The sequence below is a fragment of the Amycolatopsis thermalba genome, from assembly GCF_023376025.1.
GTDB lineage: Bacteria > Actinomycetota > Actinomycetes > Mycobacteriales > Pseudonocardiaceae > Amycolatopsis_E > Amycolatopsis_E thermalba.
The window spans coordinates 905,473-921,658 of record NZ_CP091196.1 but is presented as its reverse complement, the minus strand read 5'-3'; the positions used below and the strand labels follow the sequence as shown (position 1 = coordinate 921,658).

The 16,186-nt window shown below is 71.7% G+C and carries 15 protein-coding genes; 4 read left to right on the top strand and 11 right to left on the bottom strand.

All coding sequences use genetic code 11. The annotated features are described in order from the left end of the window. Nucleotides 1-596: 596 nt before the first annotated feature. Both L1857_RS04615 and L1857_RS04610 read right to left on the bottom strand, forming a co-directional pair. Entirely contained in the window at nucleotides 597-1,217 is a 621-nt protein-coding gene (locus L1857_RS04615; protein ID WP_094003682.1) for a hypothetical protein, read from the bottom strand. Between the two features lie 5 nt (nucleotides 1,218-1,222). Further along, on the bottom strand, nucleotides 1,223-1,654 hold the full coding sequence (locus L1857_RS04610) for a helix-turn-helix domain-containing protein (protein WP_162830577.1): 432 nt from the start codon (nucleotides 1,652-1,654) through the stop codon (nucleotides 1,223-1,225). 111 nt (nucleotides 1,655-1,765) lie between these two features. Between L1857_RS04610 and tgmC the strand changes: the two genes are divergently transcribed. Beyond that, the gene (tgmC, locus tag L1857_RS04605; protein WP_116111600.1) at nucleotides 1,766-2,899 is read left to right on the top strand and encodes an ATP-grasp peptide maturase system methyltransferase; all 1,134 of its coding nucleotides are present in this window, start codon (nucleotides 1,766-1,768) and stop codon (nucleotides 2,897-2,899) included. A 290-nt stretch (nucleotides 2,900-3,189) separates the two neighbouring features. Here tgmC and L1857_RS04600 read toward each other — a convergent pair whose 3' ends face one another. From L1857_RS04600 to L1857_RS04575, 6 genes are all read right to left on the bottom strand, one after another. Beyond that, nucleotides 3,190-3,813: an AAA family ATPase gene (locus L1857_RS04600; protein WP_205413310.1), complete on the bottom strand. Its 624-nt coding sequence runs from the start codon at nucleotides 3,811-3,813 to the stop codon at nucleotides 3,190-3,192. Between the two features lie 16 nt (nucleotides 3,814-3,829). Beyond that, nucleotides 3,830-4,231, bottom strand: coding sequence for a TFIIB-type zinc ribbon-containing protein (locus tag L1857_RS04595; RefSeq protein WP_094003679.1), 402 nt, complete (start codon nucleotides 4,229-4,231; stop codon nucleotides 3,830-3,832). A 49-nt stretch (nucleotides 4,232-4,280) separates the two neighbouring features. Next, nucleotides 4,281-6,515: an FtsX-like permease family protein gene (locus L1857_RS04590; protein WP_249464516.1), complete on the bottom strand. Its 2,235-nt coding sequence runs from the start codon at nucleotides 6,513-6,515 to the stop codon at nucleotides 4,281-4,283. Beyond that, nucleotides 6,512-7,186 carry an ABC transporter ATP-binding protein gene (locus L1857_RS04585; RefSeq protein ID WP_094003677.1) on the bottom strand — a complete coding sequence of 225 codons (675 nt, stop codon included), beginning with the start codon at nucleotides 7,184-7,186 and terminating at the stop codon, nucleotides 6,512-6,514. The genes L1857_RS04590 and L1857_RS04585 overlap by 4 nt, the downstream gene beginning before the upstream one ends. Continuing rightward, complete coding sequence (locus L1857_RS04580; protein ID WP_094003676.1) at nucleotides 7,183-7,707, bottom strand: PadR family transcriptional regulator; 525 nt, start codon at nucleotides 7,705-7,707, stop codon at nucleotides 7,183-7,185. The genes L1857_RS04585 and L1857_RS04580 overlap by 4 nt, the downstream gene beginning before the upstream one ends. Before the next feature lie 149 nt (nucleotides 7,708-7,856). After that, complete coding sequence (locus L1857_RS04575) at nucleotides 7,857-8,219, bottom strand: VOC family protein (RefSeq protein ID WP_116111597.1); 363 nt, start codon at nucleotides 8,217-8,219, stop codon at nucleotides 7,857-7,859. 93 nt (nucleotides 8,220-8,312) lie between these two features. Here L1857_RS04575 and L1857_RS04570 point away from each other — a divergent pair, with 93 nt between their 5' ends. Further along, nucleotides 8,313-8,768, top strand: a complete 456-nt coding sequence (locus tag L1857_RS04570) for a CGNR zinc finger domain-containing protein (RefSeq protein WP_116111596.1) — start codon at nucleotides 8,313-8,315, stop codon at nucleotides 8,766-8,768. A 987-nt stretch (nucleotides 8,769-9,755) separates the two neighbouring features. On the opposite strand, the gene L1857_RS04565 is transcribed toward L1857_RS04570, so the two are convergent. Next, the gene (locus L1857_RS04565; protein ID WP_116111595.1) at nucleotides 9,756-11,042 is read right to left on the bottom strand and encodes a DUF445 domain-containing protein; all 1,287 of its coding nucleotides are present in this window, start codon (nucleotides 11,040-11,042) and stop codon (nucleotides 9,756-9,758) included. 29 nt (nucleotides 11,043-11,071) lie between these two features. Here L1857_RS04565 and L1857_RS04560 point away from each other — a divergent pair, with 29 nt between their 5' ends. Next, nucleotides 11,072-12,238, top strand: coding sequence for a pyridoxal phosphate-dependent aminotransferase (locus tag L1857_RS04560; protein WP_116111594.1), 1,167 nt, complete (start codon nucleotides 11,072-11,074; stop codon nucleotides 12,236-12,238). 484 nt (nucleotides 12,239-12,722) lie between these two features. Here L1857_RS04560 and L1857_RS04555 read toward each other — a convergent pair whose 3' ends face one another. Continuing rightward, complete coding sequence (locus L1857_RS04555) at nucleotides 12,723-13,268, bottom strand: RNA polymerase sigma factor (RefSeq protein ID WP_094003671.1); 546 nt, start codon at nucleotides 13,266-13,268, stop codon at nucleotides 12,723-12,725. Nucleotides 13,269-13,556: 288 nt separating this feature from the next. Between L1857_RS04555 and L1857_RS04550 the strand changes: the two genes are divergently transcribed. Continuing rightward, nucleotides 13,557-14,354, top strand: coding sequence for a hypothetical protein (locus L1857_RS04550; protein WP_240323275.1), 798 nt, complete (start codon nucleotides 13,557-13,559; stop codon nucleotides 14,352-14,354). A 388-nt stretch (nucleotides 14,355-14,742) separates the two neighbouring features. On the opposite strand, the gene yczR is transcribed toward L1857_RS04550, so the two are convergent. Next, nucleotides 14,743-16,170, bottom strand: a complete 1,428-nt coding sequence (gene yczR / locus L1857_RS04545; protein WP_094003669.1) for a MocR-like transcription factor YczR — start codon at nucleotides 16,168-16,170, stop codon at nucleotides 14,743-14,745. Nucleotides 16,171-16,186: the final 16 nt, after the last annotated feature.

Genomic DNA, 16,186 nt, shown 5'->3' with positions numbered 1-16,186 from the left:
CCACTCACCCCCGAACGCATGGAGCGGCCCGGTCCCTGGGGACCAGGCCGCTCCTGCCGGACGGGCACGCACCGGCCGGCTGACTGTCCATTCGACAATCCACAGCCGGGTTCACCGGACACGCGGCTCACTCCGCACTCCCGACCCGGCAATCACCGGCAGGGCTGGCCGCGTCCGCGGAGCACCTTGTTCACTCAGCTGTTTGCCCCAGCCACGCCCACTGAACGGCCACCGGCACGCCCAGACTCCCGGGCGCGTTGCTCGCTCAACCCCGCGACCCAACCACGCCACTCAGCAGCCACCGGCACGGCCGCGTCCGCGAGGCGCCCTGCTCGCTCTACCCCGCGCCCAGCCACGCCACTCAACAATCACCGGCACGGCCAGGCTCGCAGAGCATCTTGCTCACTCGCCCCGCGACCCAGCCACACCACGGAGCAGTCGTCACAGCCGGGCTCGCGGGGCCTTGCTCACTCAGCCCCTCGAAGCCCACTCAGCAATAACCGGCACGGCCGGGCTCGCAGGGCACCTTGCTCACTCAACCCCGCGCCCCAGCCGCGCCCCTCAGCAGTTCCCAGCGCAGCCGCCGGGTGCCTGTCCTACTTGGTCGTCTTCGGCGTGGTCGCGTTCGCCGGGCGCTTGGCCGGCGTCGTGCTCCGGCGGGTGGCCGGGGCCTTCGTCGTGGCGGTCTTGGGGGCCGGCTTGGCCTGCTCCTCCTGGACCTCGTCCTCGATCTTGTCCGCGACCTCGTCCGCGGCCTCGGCGACCTTCTCGCCACCGGCGCGGGTCCGCTTCGCGACCAGGCCGAGCACGTCCTCGACCTTCTCGCGCGCCTCGGTGCTCACCTCGCCGACACGCTCCTGCGCGGTCGACAGCGCCTCCTCGACCTGCTCGAGCACGCCCTTCACGCGCGGCTCGGCGAGGAACTTGTCCCACGCCTGCTCACCGGTCTCGGCCAGCTTGTTGTACAGCTTCAGCGCGGCCTCGGTGTACTCGTCGATGACCTTGCGCAGCTCGTTCGGGTCGAGCTTCTCGCGCAGGGTGGTCACCTCGGTCGGCAGCTCTTCGATGTTCTTGCGCGCGACCTCGCTGCCCTCGACGACCCGCTCGCGGGCCTTCCCCACGGCCTCGACGACGGCCTGGCCGGCCAGGTTGCCGGCGCCCAGGGCGGCCAGCAGCGGCGTGCGGAGCTGTTCGATGGCGGTCTTGGTGCTGGGCATTGTGCTCACTCCTTGGCGATGACGGTGGTTTGTCCTCGATCGCCGCCCGCCGCCGCGTTCTCCCGGCGGAACGACTCGTACACGTCGAGCAGGACCTGCTTCTGCCGCTCGGTCAGCTCGGTGTCCGCGCGGATCGCGTCGGTCACCGGGCCACCGGTGGGCAGGTCGAGGATTCCGGCCTGCACGTAGAGCGCTTCCGCGGAGATCCGCAGTCCCTTGGCGATCTGCTGCAGGATCTCCGCGCTGGGCTTGCGCACCCCGCGCTCGATCTGGCTCAGGTACGGATTGGACACTCCGGCGAGCTTTGCCAGCTGCCGCAAGGAGATCTTCGCGTTGTTGCGTTGCTGGCGGATGTACTCGCCGATCCCGGAGGCGATGTCGGCGACCTTCTCCACCGGTCCGCCCGCCGAGTTCTCGTGGCCGTTGTCCTCCGACATGTCAGTCCATCTCCTCGCGACGATTCCAACAGTACGCCGGGGTGCTAGCTATTGCAAGCACCCTGCTTGCAACCATCGGGTGTTACTTGAGTCACCCATTACGGTGGGGGTGTGCACAGCACGGCACGCCGCCGGCACCAGTTGGCCGAGTCGTTGCGCCGGGACGGGATGATCACCGATCCGGCCTGGCTCGACGCGTTCCGGCGGGTGCCGCGGCATGCGTTCGTGCCCCGGTACTTCCTGTCCCGGCCGGGTGGCTGGCGGGCCGTCGACCGCACCGACGAGGACTGGCTCGACCACGTCTACGCCGACCAGGTGCTGGTCACCCAGCTCGACGGCGATCCGCAGGCGTGGGAACGCGCCCGGCGGGAGGGCGTGGTGCGCGGCAGCCCGACCTGTTCGTCGAGCATGCCGGGGATCATGGCCGTGATGCTCGAGGAGCTGTCGGTGCGCGCCGGGCACCGGGTCCTGGAGATCGGCACCGGCACCGGTTACAACGCCGCCCTGCTGTCCGAACGACTCGGCTCGTCGCTGGTGTCCACAGTGGATGTCGACGAGGAGTTGGTGCGGCTCGCCGCGGAGCGGTTGTCGCTGTGCGGGTACCACCCGGCGGTCGCGGTCCAGGACGGGGTGGAGGGGTTTCCGGCGCAGGCGCCCTTCGACCGCGTGCTGTGCACGTGTGCGGTGTCGGAGGTGCCGGTCGCATGGCTGGATCAGACGGCACCCGGCGGGATCGTGGTGACGACTCTGAACCGCCCGATCGGCGCCGGCCTGGTGCGGCTGATCGTGATGCCGGGCCCGGTCGCGCGCGGCCGGATCCTGGGCCGCGACGGGCGGTTCATGCCGTTGCGGGCGCACCGCCTCGCCGATCCGGTGTCGCTGCCGGAGATCTCCGGCCCGGTGCGTCCCACGGAGCTCAGCACCGACCTGGTCCTGCACCCGTCGAGCCGGTTCGAGTTCTTCGCGGGGCTGGCGCTGCCGAAGGTGGTGCCGGTCGTCCGCGGCGATGACACGTTCCTCCTGCACGACGACGGATCATGGGCCCGCGTGGCGACGCACGCCGGCCGGACGATGGTGGCACAGGGCGGCCCGCGACGGCTGTGGGACCTGGCGGAGGGGGCCCACCGGCTGTGGAAGTCGCTCGGCAAGCCCGGCCGTGAGCGGTTCGGGCTGACGGTGACGCCCCAGCAGCAGGAAATCTGGCTCGACGATCCGGATGGCGACCACCGGTGGCCGCTGACCTGACGCGGGGGTGCGGCTCGCCGCGACGCCGCCGGTGAACCGACGGCAACGACGCAACGTGGTGGCGGCGCCCCCTACCTGCCTCGGATACCAGCAGCAGGACGGCCAACCGCCGCACGATCCCCGCGCCGCGGGAGGGGAGGCCGGACGGCCACGCAGCCCCTTCCGCTCCTGCGATTGGCAGCCAGACCACCGCACGCGATTCGCGATCCTCCCGGAAAGCCTGGCGCGCGGCCCCCGACCATCCCACGGCAGGCCCACGCGTCGACGGTGGAGCAGCCCGCGCAGCTGGGTCAAGGCAGGTGGCTTTCGACCCACTCCGCCGCGTGCTCGACGCTCTCTTCGAAAGTTGCGCTCGTCGTGTCGAAGAGGGTGACCGGTGGGTCGAGGGTGTCGGCGTTCTTCTGCAGCCACTCGTTGAACTCGAGCATCTCGGCGATGCGCGGCTCGTCCCAGCCGCGCCAGGCCGGGCGGGCCCGGAGGCGCCTGGCGAGCACTTCACCGTCGGCGACGAGCGCGAGGTAGTGGCTCTCGCTGAACAGGGCACGCTCGGGCAGGGCCTCGAACTCCGGGGGCACGACGGTGCCGCACAGCACGACCGGGCGGCCGTTTTGGTGAACCATCGCGGCCATCCGCAGCCAGGTGCCGCGGAACGTCGGGTGCCCGTTCACGTCGTCGCGCAGGCCCGCCACCCACAGCACGTCCTGCTCCAGCACGGTGACCCGCCCGCCGAGCCGCTCGACCAGGGCCGGACCGACGGTCGACTTACCCGCCCCGCTCGGCCCGGTCAACGCGAACAGCGGCAACCGGCGGAAGGGCCAGCGGTGACCGCACTGGTGGCACAACCGCGTGTTGCCCTCCACGGCCGGGACCTCAGCCAGGTCCCCGCATCGAGGGCAGATGCGGGGATCCAGCATCGCTTCCGGCACCGCGTCAGTCGAAGAGCTGCTCGAGGAAGCCCCGCTTGCGGTGCCCTCGGTGGCCGCCGTACGGCCGCGGCGAATCGGAGTAGTGGCCGCCCCCCTGGTACGGCCGGGGCGAGTCGGAGTACCCGTGCCCACCTCGGTAGGGACGCGGCGAGTCGCCGTGGCCGTGACCGCCGTACGGCCGCGGCGAATCCCGGTAAGCCGCGGTGTGCCCGGCTCCTGGGTACGGCGGAGCTGCGGCGGGCCCGCCGTAGTAAGCGCTCTCCGCGCCCACGATCTGCTCCAGCTCGCCGCGGTCCAGGAAGATGCCCCGGCAGCCTTCACACTGCTCGATGTGGATGCCGTTCTTGTTGACGGTGCGCATCACGTTTTGACACTTCGGACAAATCACGTATGCCACCCTACGCATGATCCGGCCTGCCGGGAGTGGTGTCCGCCGGTTTCCTGCCCAGAACGTGTCACTCGGCCCGTAGCGCCTCCACTCTGGTGACCCCCCGGAGCGCGGGCAACGCCGCGCCGGTCACCGCGAACACCAGGGCCACGGCCACCACCGCGGCGATGCCGATGAAGCCCGCGTCCACGTGCAGCACCATGTGTGGGCTCAGCAGCCGCACGATGAGGGCGCCCGTGCCGATCGCCACCCCCACGGCGACCGCGACGCCGAACACCAGCGGGATCGCGTTCTGCCAGAGCAGCGAACGTCCCAGGACCGGCAGCGGCACACCGGAGGCGTGCATCGCCGCGAAGGCCCTCCGGCGTTCGCTGAGCTGCCCCGCCAGCAGCACCAGCAGGCTGATCGCCGCGATGACGAGTCCCAGCAGGCCGCCGGTGTAGAGCAGGCTGTTGACCGCCGACAGGAAGTCGTCGCTCCCACCGCCGAGGTACTCGTCCTCGCTGTGGACGGCCACCTGCCACCCGAACGGCCCCAGCGCGGCCCGGGCTCGATCCAACGCGCCGTGATCGCCGGGGGTCACCAGGAGTTCGATCATCCGTCCGCCGTCCGGCAGTTGCTGTGCCCTGGCGACTTCCGGCGTGACCGCCACCCCAGCGCCGTTGGCGAGAACGGCGTTCCCAGGGGCCACCGAAGCCGCGTTCGCCGGGACCACGAACCGCACCCCGTCCACCGTCGCTGGCGCGCCCGCCTGAACATCCGAGCCGGCCACCACGTAGGCGTCGCCGTCCGCGCACCCGGACACGCCGAAGAGGTGCGTCAGCACGGGGCACGGGGCGACCAGCAACTCGACCGGCCTCCCGCTCTCGAGGCTCGCCGACAGCCTCTGGACGCGATACGCACCGGTCACCCCTGGCGTCCCGTCGACCAGGCGCACCGCCTCCGCCTCGGCGGACTCGGTGACGTTGAGGTACGCGATGCCCGTGGCGATCTGTGCACGGTTCGCGTGCGCGGCGGTAGAGCCGATCATCGTCTGCAGTGTGATCACCCCGGCGAGCACGACCACCACGCCCGCCACGACCCGGTTCGGCGTGCCGCTGTCCAGCTGCAGTCGACGAACGGCCAGCTGCCACGCCGGGCTTCCGCCCCGGATCCGCCGGACCACGAACTCCGTGAACCACGGCATGACCGCGGGGACGCCGATCAGCAGGAAGGTCGACCCGGCGAGCAGGAACGGCAGGGTGCTGCCCGGGCTGGCCGACACCCCCAGGAGCTTGTCCGGCAGCAACAGCACGACACCGAGCGCGAGCAGGACCAGCCGCCACCACAGCCGCCTCCGCTCCGACTTCGCGTTGCGCAGCACCGCGAGCGGTTCGACGACGAGCCGCCGTAGCCCCAACCACGCCGGCCCGATCGCGAGCACCGGAACGAGCAGGGCCGCCGCCACCCCCAGTGGCCAGCCCGGGACGAAGTCGGAGTGGAAGACGGTGATCCCGTCGAACTCCAGCTCCATCGCCACTGGGCGCACGGCGAGGTAGAGAGCGAGGCCCAGCCCTCCCCCAGCCAGGGCACCGGCCAGTGACTCGCCGGCCGCGATGCGGTGCACCTGCCCACGACGCGCCCCCGCGAGGCGGAGGGTGGACAGCCGCCGCTCCCGCTCCGCACCACCGATCCGGCTCGCTGCGCTCAGCAACACGAGCATCGGGATGAGCAGCACGACGACGCCGACGACCAGCAGGAAGATCAACTGTGGTGAAGCGCTGTCCGTCGCCGCGCCCGCGCCGAAACCGCTGACCGCGAACCCCCAGCTCGCGGCACGGATACCGGTGGCTCCCACATAGGCGAACAGTTCGTCCGGACCGTCGAGCCCGTCCGGTGCGATGGTGCCGACCACCCGCTCGGGAAACCTCTCCCGCAGCAGCGGGTCCGCGATCCGCTCGGCCAGCGCCGGTGACACCACCATTTCCCCTGGCTGTGGGATCACGGCCAGCCCGGGTGGGACCGGCGCATCCGGACCGGCGGCCTCCAGCCAGGTGGCCGTCAACGTCCGATCACCGTCCGGTGTGGTCTGCGAGGACACGTACAACGACGCGGGCCCGCCCACGGTCACCGGTTCCCGTCCGTCGATGCGGTCGCTCCGCTCGCTGAGCGCGTGGGTCGCGCTCGCGAGCAGCAGGAGCATCGCCACCGACAATCCGATGCCGACCGTCGTCAGCACCATCCGGGGCAGATTGGCCCGGAAGGTCCGGCCACCCCCGACGGCCAGCCGGAAGCCCAGCGCGAAGTCGTTGAGCAGGCTCACGGGACCGCCACCCGCTGCGGCGTCCGGCCGTCGCGGACGATGACCTCTCGGTCCGAGTGAGCCGCCACCCGGAGGTCGTGCGTGACCAGCACGACCGCGGCGCCCGACTCCTTCGCCGTGGCCACGAGCAGACGCATGACGTGCTCGCCGTTGAGCGAGTCGAGCGCACCGGTCGGCTCGTCGGCGAAGACGACCTTCGGCGTGGTGATGAGGGCTCGCGCGATCGCCACCCGCTGCCCCTGACCGCCCGACACCTCGCCGGGCCGCTTGGCGGCGAGGTCGCCGAGTTCGAACCGGTCGAGCGCCTGCCGGGCCGACGCCTCGGCGGGTTTGCGCCTCATCCCGCCCAGGCGCAGCGGTAGCGCGACGTTCTCCAGGCACGACAGTTCCGGAACCAGCTGACCGAACTGGAAGACGAATCCGAACTCGCTGCGGCGCAACGAAGACCGGTCCGCGTCGGACATGCTCGCGAGGTCACGCTCCCGGTAGACGACCGAGCCTTCGTCCGGCGGGACGATCCCGGCGAGGCAGTGGAGCAACGTGGACTTGCCGGACCCGGACGGCCCCATGACGGCGACGACTTCGCCCGCTTCGATCTCGAAGTCGGCGCCCCGCAACGCTTCCGTGGGCCCGAAGGATTTGCGCAGGCCGGTGGCCCTGAGCAGAGTCATGCCCCCACCTGCTTGGCGAGTTCGTCGAGGCGGGCGGCGGTCAGTTCGAGCCAGCGCAGGTCCGCTTCCAGGTGGAACAGGGCGTGGTCGCAGATGAGCGTGTCCGCCAGATCGCCCTCGGCCTTGCGCCGGGTCAGCTCGCGCATCACCTTCAGGTGCGCCGCGCGCTGGGTGTCGAGCACCGTCGCGGCGTCCCGGCCGGACAGCAGTGCGAGAACGACCTTGGTGTACAGCGTGTTCTGCAGGTACACCTCCGGCTTTTCCGGGGTCGCGAGCCACCGCTCGACGTCGGTGATCCCGGCATCGGTGATCGCGTAGCTCTTGCGTTCCGGCCCGCCACCCGGTTCGACTCCGCTCTCGGTGACCAGCCCGTTGCGGAGCAGGCGCGCCAGGGTGGCGTACACCTGCCCGTAGTGGAGCGGCCGGTCGTGCCCGAAGCGCTCGTCGTAGGCGCGTTTGAGCTCGTAGCCGTGTCGAGGACCCGCCTCGAGCAGACCGAGAAGTGTTTGTCCGATCGCCATGGACACGACTATACACACGATGTATAGTCGTTGTCTATACACCCCGTGTATAGCAACAGCCGCCGGGGTGAACAGAGGTGGTTCGGGTGGCCGAGCCGGCAGATCGGCCACCCGGCCGCCATCACGCCCCAGTTACTCGCTCCAGGAGGTCAACAGGCACAAAGACAGAACGGATGACCGGCCGGATCGGCGTAGACGCGGAAGCGTTTCGCGTCGTCGAGCAGTTCCGCGCCGAGCGACACCGCGTGCTCGTGCGCCGCTTCGAGATCTGTGACGTCCAGATCGAGATGCAGTTGCTGCGGGACGTCCTGCCCCGGCCACTTCGGCGCCCGGTACGACTCCACCCGCTGGAAGGAGATCCGAACCCCGCTCGGGTCCTCCAGAACCACCCAGCTGCCGTCGTCGTCCACCTTCGGCTCGGGCAGGTCGAGCAGGCGCGCGTAGAACCCGGCCAGCGCCACGGGATCCGGACAGTCGAGAACGATCGCACCCAGCTTCGTCACCGCACTCATGACGGATCCTCCCAGAGATGTCGGATAACCAGTGAAAGGAGTATGAGAGTTACGCGATACGTCCGCAACCACCGTTCGGCTTACACTGGTCACGTGAGCTCGGCGGACGTGTCCCTCGTGGTGGATTTCCTCAATACCCTCGACGTGGAGGACGACACTGATGTGCTCACGAACGCGGCCGGCTGGCGCGGATGGAGCCACGAACGCGGACTGGAAGCAGGTCCGGTGTCCGCGGCGCGGTCCGCCCGCGCGGCCCTGCGCGCCGCGGTAGGTGACCCCCTGAGGCCGTCGCCGCTGACGGTTCCGGTCACGGTCCAACTGGCTCCCGACGGCCCGGCTCTGGTCGCGCGCGACGCCGTCGGGGCGGTGATGGCCGCTGCCGCCCGCCTGGCCGTGCTCGGTCAGTGGTCACGCGTGAAGATCTGCCCGGCGGACGACTGTCGCTGGGCGTTCTACGACGAGTCCCGCAACCGGTCGCGCACCTGGTGCTCGATGCGGGTGTGCGGCAACCGGGAGAAGGCGCGCAGCTGGCGGCAACGTCAGGCCTGAATTGCTCGGTCGAGTTGCCCACAGCGCACCTGTGGACAACTCATCCACCTGTGGACAACCGGGGCAGGGCTGGGCAGAACTCCGCGCCAGTCGCGGATGGTCTGGCACCGGGCGGTTCAGAACAGGGACCGACTGATCGCAACGGGGGCGGGCTGCTCGCGACAACTGACGGGGCGCACCCATGGGCACAACAGCGGGCTGACAGAACAGGCTGCTTGACACAACGGCGGGCTGGTTGCAACACCGGCGGGGCCGCGTGGCAGCAGGCCGGCGAAACGGCCGGCTGGGCGCCGCACTGGCCGGGCGCCACACCGACTGTGACGCAAACGTCGGCTCGACGCAACCCCGGCGGGCACAACGCCAGCGGGGCGCAACGCCGGTGGGGCAGCGCAATCCTGGCCGGGCGCCACACCGACCGGGCTCAACGTCGGCTCAGCGCAACGCCGACCAGCGCCATGCGGACCAGCGCCACGTCAACCCGCGCAACCGCGGCTGGGTGCCACACCGCCCGAAGGCAACCCCGGCTCGACGCAACCCAGCTGGGCGCAACGCCGACCGGAGGTAACGCCGCTCTGCGCAACTCCGACTCGGCGTAACCGCGGCGAGCCGCAACCCCGGCTCGGCGCAGCCCCGGCCGGCCGCGAGCCCATCGCGTCGCTACCTAGCCCCGGCTGGCCCCTACCCCGGCGACTACAACGCCGGCCGGCCACAAGCCCGGCACGCCGCCCCGCACGCCGCTACCCGCCTGGGCACAACCCTGGCCGGCGCAGCAACCCGGCTGGGCGCGACCGTGGATGGGCGGAACACCAGGCTGGGTGGGAACAGCAGGCCGGGCGGAACACCAGGCCGAGCGGGACACCAGGCCGAGCGGGACAGCAGGCCGGGCGGAACACCAGGCCGGGCGGAACACCAGGCCGGGCGGAACACCAGGCCGGGCGGAACACCAGGCCGGGCGGGACAGCAGGCGGGGGACCACCAGGCTGCTGGTCAGAACAGCAGCTGCGCCACGGTGTAGATCACCAGGCCGGCGAGCGCGCCGACGACGGTGCCGTTGATCCGGATGAACTGGAGGTCCCGGCCGACCTGTAGCTCGACCTTGCGCGAGGTTTCCTCGGCGTCCCAGCGCTCGACGGTGTCGGTGATGATCGTGGTGATCTCGGTCGAGTAGTTGCGCACGACGTAGGCAGCGGCGCCCTGGACCCATCCGTCCACCTTGCCGCCGAGGCCCTCGTCGGACACCAGGCGCTCGCCCAGGGTCCGCAGGCCCTCGCGGACGCGCCGGCGCAGCTCGCTGGACGGGTCCTCCGCCGCGGTGAGCAGCATGCCCTTCGCGGTGCTCCACGCCGAACCGATCAGCTTCTGCACGTCGGGGTGGTCGAGGATCTGCTGCTTGACCTGCTCGGCGCGGGCCATGGTCTCCGGGTCGTTCTGCAGGTCCTGCGCGAACTCGCCGAGGAACTTGTCCAGGGCCAGGCGCATCGGGTGGTTCACGTCGGTCTTCACCGCCCACGCGAACGAGAGGACCTCGCCGTAGACCTTGTCGGCCAGCATGGCGTCGACGAACTTGGGCGACCAGCTCGGCGCGCGGTCGGAGACCACGCGGAGCACGGTCGCGTGGTTGTCGCGCACCCACTCGTACGCGCGGTCGCACATCAGGTCCACGAGCTTGTAGTGCGCGCCGTCGGCGAAGACCTGCTGCAGCAGCTTGCCCAGCGGCGGGCCCCACGGCTGCTCGACGACCCGCCGCACGACCGCCTGCTCCATGACGGCCTGCACGTCCTCGTCCTTGAGCACGGTCACCACGCCGCGCACGACGGTGGCGAGCTCGGAGGTGACCCGCTCGGCGTTCTCCGGCTTGGCCAGCCACTCCCCGAACCGCCGGGAGACCTGGACGCGCTGCAGCTTGTCGCGGACCACGTGCTCGGACAGGAAGTTCGTGCCGACGAACTCGCCGAGGCTGCTGCCGATCATGTTCTTCTTGCTGGGGATGATCGCCGTGTGCGGGATCGGCAGACCCAGCGGCCGCCGGAACAGCGCGGTCACGGCGAACCAGTCCGCCAGCGCGCCGACCATCCCGGCCTCGGCGGCGGCGCGCACGTACCCGACCCAGCCCGGCCAGCCGGCCGACTGGGCCCACGTGGCCAGCAGGAAGATCACGGTCGCGCCGAGCAGGAAGGCGAGCGCCACCAGCTTCATCCGGCGCAGCGCCCGCCGCTTGCCCTCCTGGTCCGGGACCGGGGGAAGGCTGACGTCAGCGGGGGTCAGTTGCTCCACGACCCCATTGTCCGTGAGGATCGGCCATTATGCGCGAACCAGCTCTCGTCCCCCGGCTGCGGCCGTTCACGTCGACCATCTTCGCGGAGATGACCGCACTCGCGGTGCGAACCGGAGCGGTCAACCTCGGCCAGGGCTTCCCGGACACCGACGGACCGTCCGGAATGCTCGACGCCGCGAAGAACGCGCTGTTCGGCGGCGCGAACCAGTACCCGCCGGGCCCCGGCCGGCCGGAGCTGCGCGCGGCGATCGCGCGGCACCGGACGCGCTACGGGTTGGCCTACGACCCGGACAGCGAGATCCTCGTCACCGCGGGAGCCACGGAGGCCATTTCCGCCGCGCTGCTCGCGCTGACCGAGCCCGGCGACGAGGTCGTGGTGATCGAGCCGTACTACGACTCGTACGCGGCCGCGGTCGCGATGGCGGGCGCGACCCGGCGGGTGGTGTCGCTGGTCGAGGGCGCCGACGGGCGGTTCGCGCTCGACCTCGCCGCGCTGCGGGCCGCGGTCACCCCGGCGACCCGGGCGATCCTGGTGAACTCGCCGCACAACCCCACCGGAACCGTTTTCACGCGCGAGGAACTCTCGGCGATCGCGGAGTTGTGCTGCGAGCGGGACCTCATCGCGGTGACCGACGAGGTGTACGAGCACCTGGTCTTCGACGACGCCGAGCACGTGCCGCTGGCCGCGTTCCCCGGGATGCGCGATCGGACGGTGTCGATCTCCAGCGCGGGCAAGACGTTCAACTGCACGGGCTGGAAGATCGGCTGGGTGTGCAGCAGCCCCGAGCTCGTGGCGGCGGTGCGGGCGGCGAAGCAGTTCATGACGTTCGTGTCGGGCGGGCCGTTGCAACCGGCGGTCGCGCACGCGCTCGACCACGAGCTGCCGTGGGTGGAGTCGTTGCGGACGTCACTGGCGGCCAAGCGCGACCGGCTGTCGGCGGGACTGGCGGCGGCGGGCTTCGCGGTGCGGCCGAGCCTCGGGACGTACTTCGTGTGCGCCGACGTGCGGCCGCTGGGCTTCACGGACGCCGCCGAGCTGGCCTGGCAGCTGCCGGAGCGGGTCGGGGTGGCGGCCGTGCCTGTCAGCGTGTTCACCGACCACCCGGCGGAGTGGCGCCACGTGCTGCGGTTCGCGTTCTGCAAGCGGGACAAGGTGCTGGACGAGGCGATCGAGCGGCTGCACAAGCTGGCTTGACCCCGGACCTGACCAGCGAGCGGCGACGGGCGGCGGGGGAGGCGCACCCTCGGGGGTGGTCGTGTGGACACGGCCGAGGGTGCGCTTCTCTCCCGGCTCGACGAGCACCATCGAGCCGCGCCCAGGTGGGCCATGAGGCGCGACGGCCCGCGGGGCGAAGAGCGCGGCTTCGACAGCGCCACGGCGGCCTCGGCGGGTGGTGGGCGACGGCTCGGTGAAGCCCACCGGAACACGCTCAGGACGCCCCCGCCGCGCGCCCGGCCACTGCGCCAAAGCGCGCGCTTCGACAGCGACGCAAGAGCCGGGGTGGGTGGTGCGCGAAACCGCTCCGGCGAACTCCACCGGCAACGCCCACACAGCCCCACCACCAACCCCGGCCACCGCGCCAAGCGCGCACACAGCGACGCAAGAGCCGCGGTGGGTGGTGCCCGCGCGGTGGCCGCGACGAGCACCACCCGACCACGTCCACGTGACCCAAACCCCATCACGGGTGGTCGTAGCCGCGTGCCTCCAGGTATCGGCGTAGGCGGTCCAGCGCTCGGCGCCTCAGCGGACCCACGCTGCCCACCGCGACGCCCAGCTCGGCCGCGATTTCGGCGTGCGTCGCGGGTGGGTCTTGCAGCAGGAGCTCCACCAGGCGCCTCTGCGGGCCGGGCAGCGCGGCCACCCCCTGGCGCAACACCGCGTCCCGTTCGGCGGTCAGTACCTGGCGCTCCGGGGCGAGGCCCTCGTCCGCCCGGTCGCACTCCGCGGGCACCTCCTGACGCCGCGACTCCAGCACCCGCAACGCCTGCCGCCGGGCGGTCGTCGCCAGCCAGCCGGGGAGGCGGGCCGGGTCGCGCAGCTCCCGCAGCTGCGCCAGGGACACCCACGTGTTCTGGCAGACGTCGGACACATCGGCCTCCCCCAGGCGGTGCGCCCGCGCCACCCGCAGGACCACCACCGACAGGCCCCGCACCAACGCGGACCACGCGCCCTGGTCACCACGCCACGCGCGCGCCAGCAAGTCGATCAGTTCGATTTCGGTCATGGAACCCCTCGTGATCACCGGTCCCGACTCAGATGGCACCGCCACGCGGACAGCTCCCGAAAACCGCTGGTAGGCGAGAAGTTGAGTAAAACTACGCACACGCACCGTGATCAACTAACGAACAGCCACACGGAAGGCGGAACCAGGGTTCCGCCGTACGGGGCTGGATCGATCGCTTTCGAGGTGAAACACTCGCCACCGGCAGGAGAAATCAGGCCGGGATCAGCACACCCGATGACCAGGCCGGAACAAACTTCCCGTAGTCGTTCGTGGACGGTGGTGGTGGCGATGCGCGACGCGATCCGCGTGCGCCACTCCGCGCGGCCACTTCCGGTCGAACTCAAACTGCTGCTCGCGGGCGGATTCGTGCTCGCCGGCTGGCTGCTCACCACGGTCCTCGGTGCACCGCCGGCCGCGGCCGACGAGGCGCCGTCCGAACCGGACACCGTCGCGGCCCAGCAGCAGCCGAACCTGCTCGGCGCGGTGACCGGACTCGTCGGCGAGGTCACCGGCACGGTCGGCACGACACTTTCGGCCGTCACCGAAACGGCTGAAACAACACTGACGACCGTCACCGAAACGGCGGATCAGGCCACGCACCCGATCGTCGAAATCGTCGGCCAGACCGTTCAGACCGTCGCTCCGGACGCACCGTCCGAACCGGTCGAGCCGGAACCGGTGGCGAAAACCGAGGCCGAACCGGTGATCACCCAGCCGGCGGCGGCCGCCCCGAAATCCGCGCCGCCGGCTCCCGCGGAACCAACTCCCGCGGAACCGATGCACGCCGTCGCCCACCACGCCCCGGCCGTCAAGCACGCCGACGCGCCGGCGCCACCTCGGCACCTGGACCTCCCGGTCCCGGTGCGGGCGGACAACGGCCCGCCGTCCCCGGCACCCACCGACCCGGGCGACCCCGGCGTCGTCATCACCGTCTCCCACGACTCGGGCAACGGCGGCCGCGACCTGATGGCCGTTCTCGGCCCGCGCACCGCCGCCGAGCCGGTTCAGCCGATCGTGGGAGCGCTGACCAGCGGTTTTGTGGGTATGGGCACGGAAGCGGGCCTGCCGCCCACCTCGCCCGACTGACGCGAGACACGTTCACACAGGCGACCCGCGTCCACAACAAGATCAACTAGCGCGCCCGTTCCGAAGCGCCGTTCGACGGCCACTTCAGACTTCCCGACCGGCCAACCGCGCCTGGCCGGTCGGGTGCTGGTCCCGGCGTCGCGATGCCCCCGCGACGCCGGGGCCCCAACCGGGCACGTGTCCGGAGCTTCCGCTCACCGCGCCGAGCGGAAGCCGGATGCGTGCCTAGCCGCGATGACCCGCCGGCACGTCGAGGGGCGGTGCCGGCGGGTCACCGTGGAGCCCGGCCCGGAGCGATCCGGGCCGGGTGCCCCGCAGCCGGTGCGCTGGACGTCGTCAGCCGTACTTTCCCTGGGACGGCAGGCAGACGACCAGCGCACCGGCTGTTTCAGGCCACCGGCAGATCGTCGGCCGGGGCGCCGCGCACCGAAGCGGCGGCCAGCGCCAGCCGCGTGACGGCCTCGGTCAGGCGCTCCGCCGGCTGGGCGTACGGCAGCCGCAGCCAGTGTTCGAGCCCGCCCTGGGCGCTGAACCGGGACGCGGGCGCCACCTGGACCCCGTGGTTGGCCGCGGCGACCGCCAGGCGCGTGCTCATCGGCTCCGGGAGGCGGCACCACAGCGACAACCCGCCGGCCGGCACGCGGAACCGCCAGTCCGGCAGGTCCCGCCGCACGGCCTCGGCCAGCGCCTCCCGCTGGGCACGCAGGTCGGCACGGCGCAACGTCAGCACGGAGTCGCCCGCGTCCAGCAGTTCCGCCACCACCAGCTGCTCGAACACCGGCGACCCGAGGTCCGACGCGAACCGGGACGAGGACAGCCGCGTCACCAGGTCCTCCGACGCCCGGATCCAGCCGATCCGCAGCCCGCCCCAGTGCGATTTGGACGCCGTCCCCACGGTGATCGCCCAGTCGCCGGCGAACGTGGCCAGCGGCGGCGGACCGTCGAGCGGATCGCCGTCCAGGTCCAGCTCGGCGAACGTCTCGTCGACCACCGCATGCGTTTGCGTGCGCGCCAGCAGCGCCCCCAGCCCCTCCCGGCCGGCCGCGTCGAGCCGGGCGCCCGTCGGGTTGTGGAAGTCGACGATGAGGTGCGCCATCCGGGGCGCGGTCTGGCGCACCGCGGCCTCCAGCCCGGCCAGGTCCCACCCGTGCTCGCCCAGCGCGACCGGCACCGGCGTGGTGTGCGCGGCGCGGATCGCCTCCAGGGCGTTCGGGTACGTCGGCTGTTCCACCAGGACCCGGTCGCCGGGGTGGGTCAGCATCCGCAGCACGAGGACGAACGCGTGGTGCGCCCCGTTGGTGATCATGATCTGCGCCGGTGACGTGGGCAGGCCGCGCGCGGTGTACCGGTCGGCGATGCGCTCGCGCAGCAGCGGGAGGCCGCGGCCGGTGTAGCCGTGCCCGCCGAGTTCGTCGACCAGCAGCAGCCGCGCCCGGTCGACCGCCGCCATCACGCCCGGGACGGCCGGCGTCGCCGCGCGGACCAGGTCGATCGCCTGCGGGCTGTCGGGCGGCGCGGGGTCGAGCACCCGCCCGCGGGGCGCGGTGATCCACGACCCCGCGCCCCGCCTGCTGGCGACCAGCCCCGCCTCGCGCAGGCGGTCCAGAGCGGCCGCGACGAGCGTGCGGCTGACGTCCAGTGCCTCGGCGAGTTCCCGTTCCGCCGGCAACCGGGTGCCGACGGGCAGCTGGCCGTCGAGGACTCCCAGCTCGATCGCCGCCGCCAGGTCCGCCGCGCCCTGGCGTGAGCCGTTGCGCCGCCAAGCCCCGAGGACGAGAGCCAATCTACGAGCCGAGATGCGGCCGATAGGGTCCATGAAATCCAATTATTGC

Bases quoted from the DNA above. Each gene is read 5' to 3' on its own strand.
- yczR (WP_094003669.1), bottom strand. From the start codon at position 16,170: ATGGACCCTATCGGCCGCATCTCGGCTCGTAGATTGGCTCTCGTCCTC.
- L1857_RS04550 (WP_240323275.1), top strand. From the start codon at position 13,557: ATGCGCGACGCGATCCGCGTGCGCCACTCCGCGCGGCCACTTCCGGTC.
- L1857_RS04615 (WP_094003682.1), bottom strand. From the start codon at position 1,217: ATGCCCAGCACCAAGACCGCCATCGAACAGCTCCGCACGCCGCTGCTG.
- L1857_RS04595 (WP_094003679.1), bottom strand. From the start codon at position 4,231: ATGCGTAGGGTGGCATACGTGATTTGTCCGAAGTGTCAAAACGTGATG.
- L1857_RS04575 (WP_116111597.1), bottom strand. From the start codon at position 8,219: ATGAGTGCGGTGACGAAGCTGGGTGCGATCGTTCTCGACTGTCCGGAT.
- L1857_RS04600 (WP_205413310.1), bottom strand. From the start codon at position 3,813: ATGCTGGATCCCCGCATCTGCCCTCGATGCGGGGACCTGGCTGAGGTC.
- L1857_RS04580 (WP_094003676.1), bottom strand. From the start codon at position 7,707: ATGGCGATCGGACAAACACTTCTCGGTCTGCTCGAGGCGGGTCCTCGA.
- L1857_RS04560 (WP_116111594.1), top strand. From the start codon at position 11,072: ATGCGCGAACCAGCTCTCGTCCCCCGGCTGCGGCCGTTCACGTCGACC.
- L1857_RS04610 (WP_162830577.1), bottom strand. From the start codon at position 1,654: ATGTCGGAGGACAACGGCCACGAGAACTCGGCGGGCGGACCGGTGGAG.
- L1857_RS04585 (WP_094003677.1), bottom strand. From the start codon at position 7,186: ATGACTCTGCTCAGGGCCACCGGCCTGCGCAAATCCTTCGGGCCCACG.
- L1857_RS04555 (WP_094003671.1), bottom strand. From the start codon at position 13,268: ATGACCGAAATCGAACTGATCGACTTGCTGGCGCGCGCGTGGCGTGGT.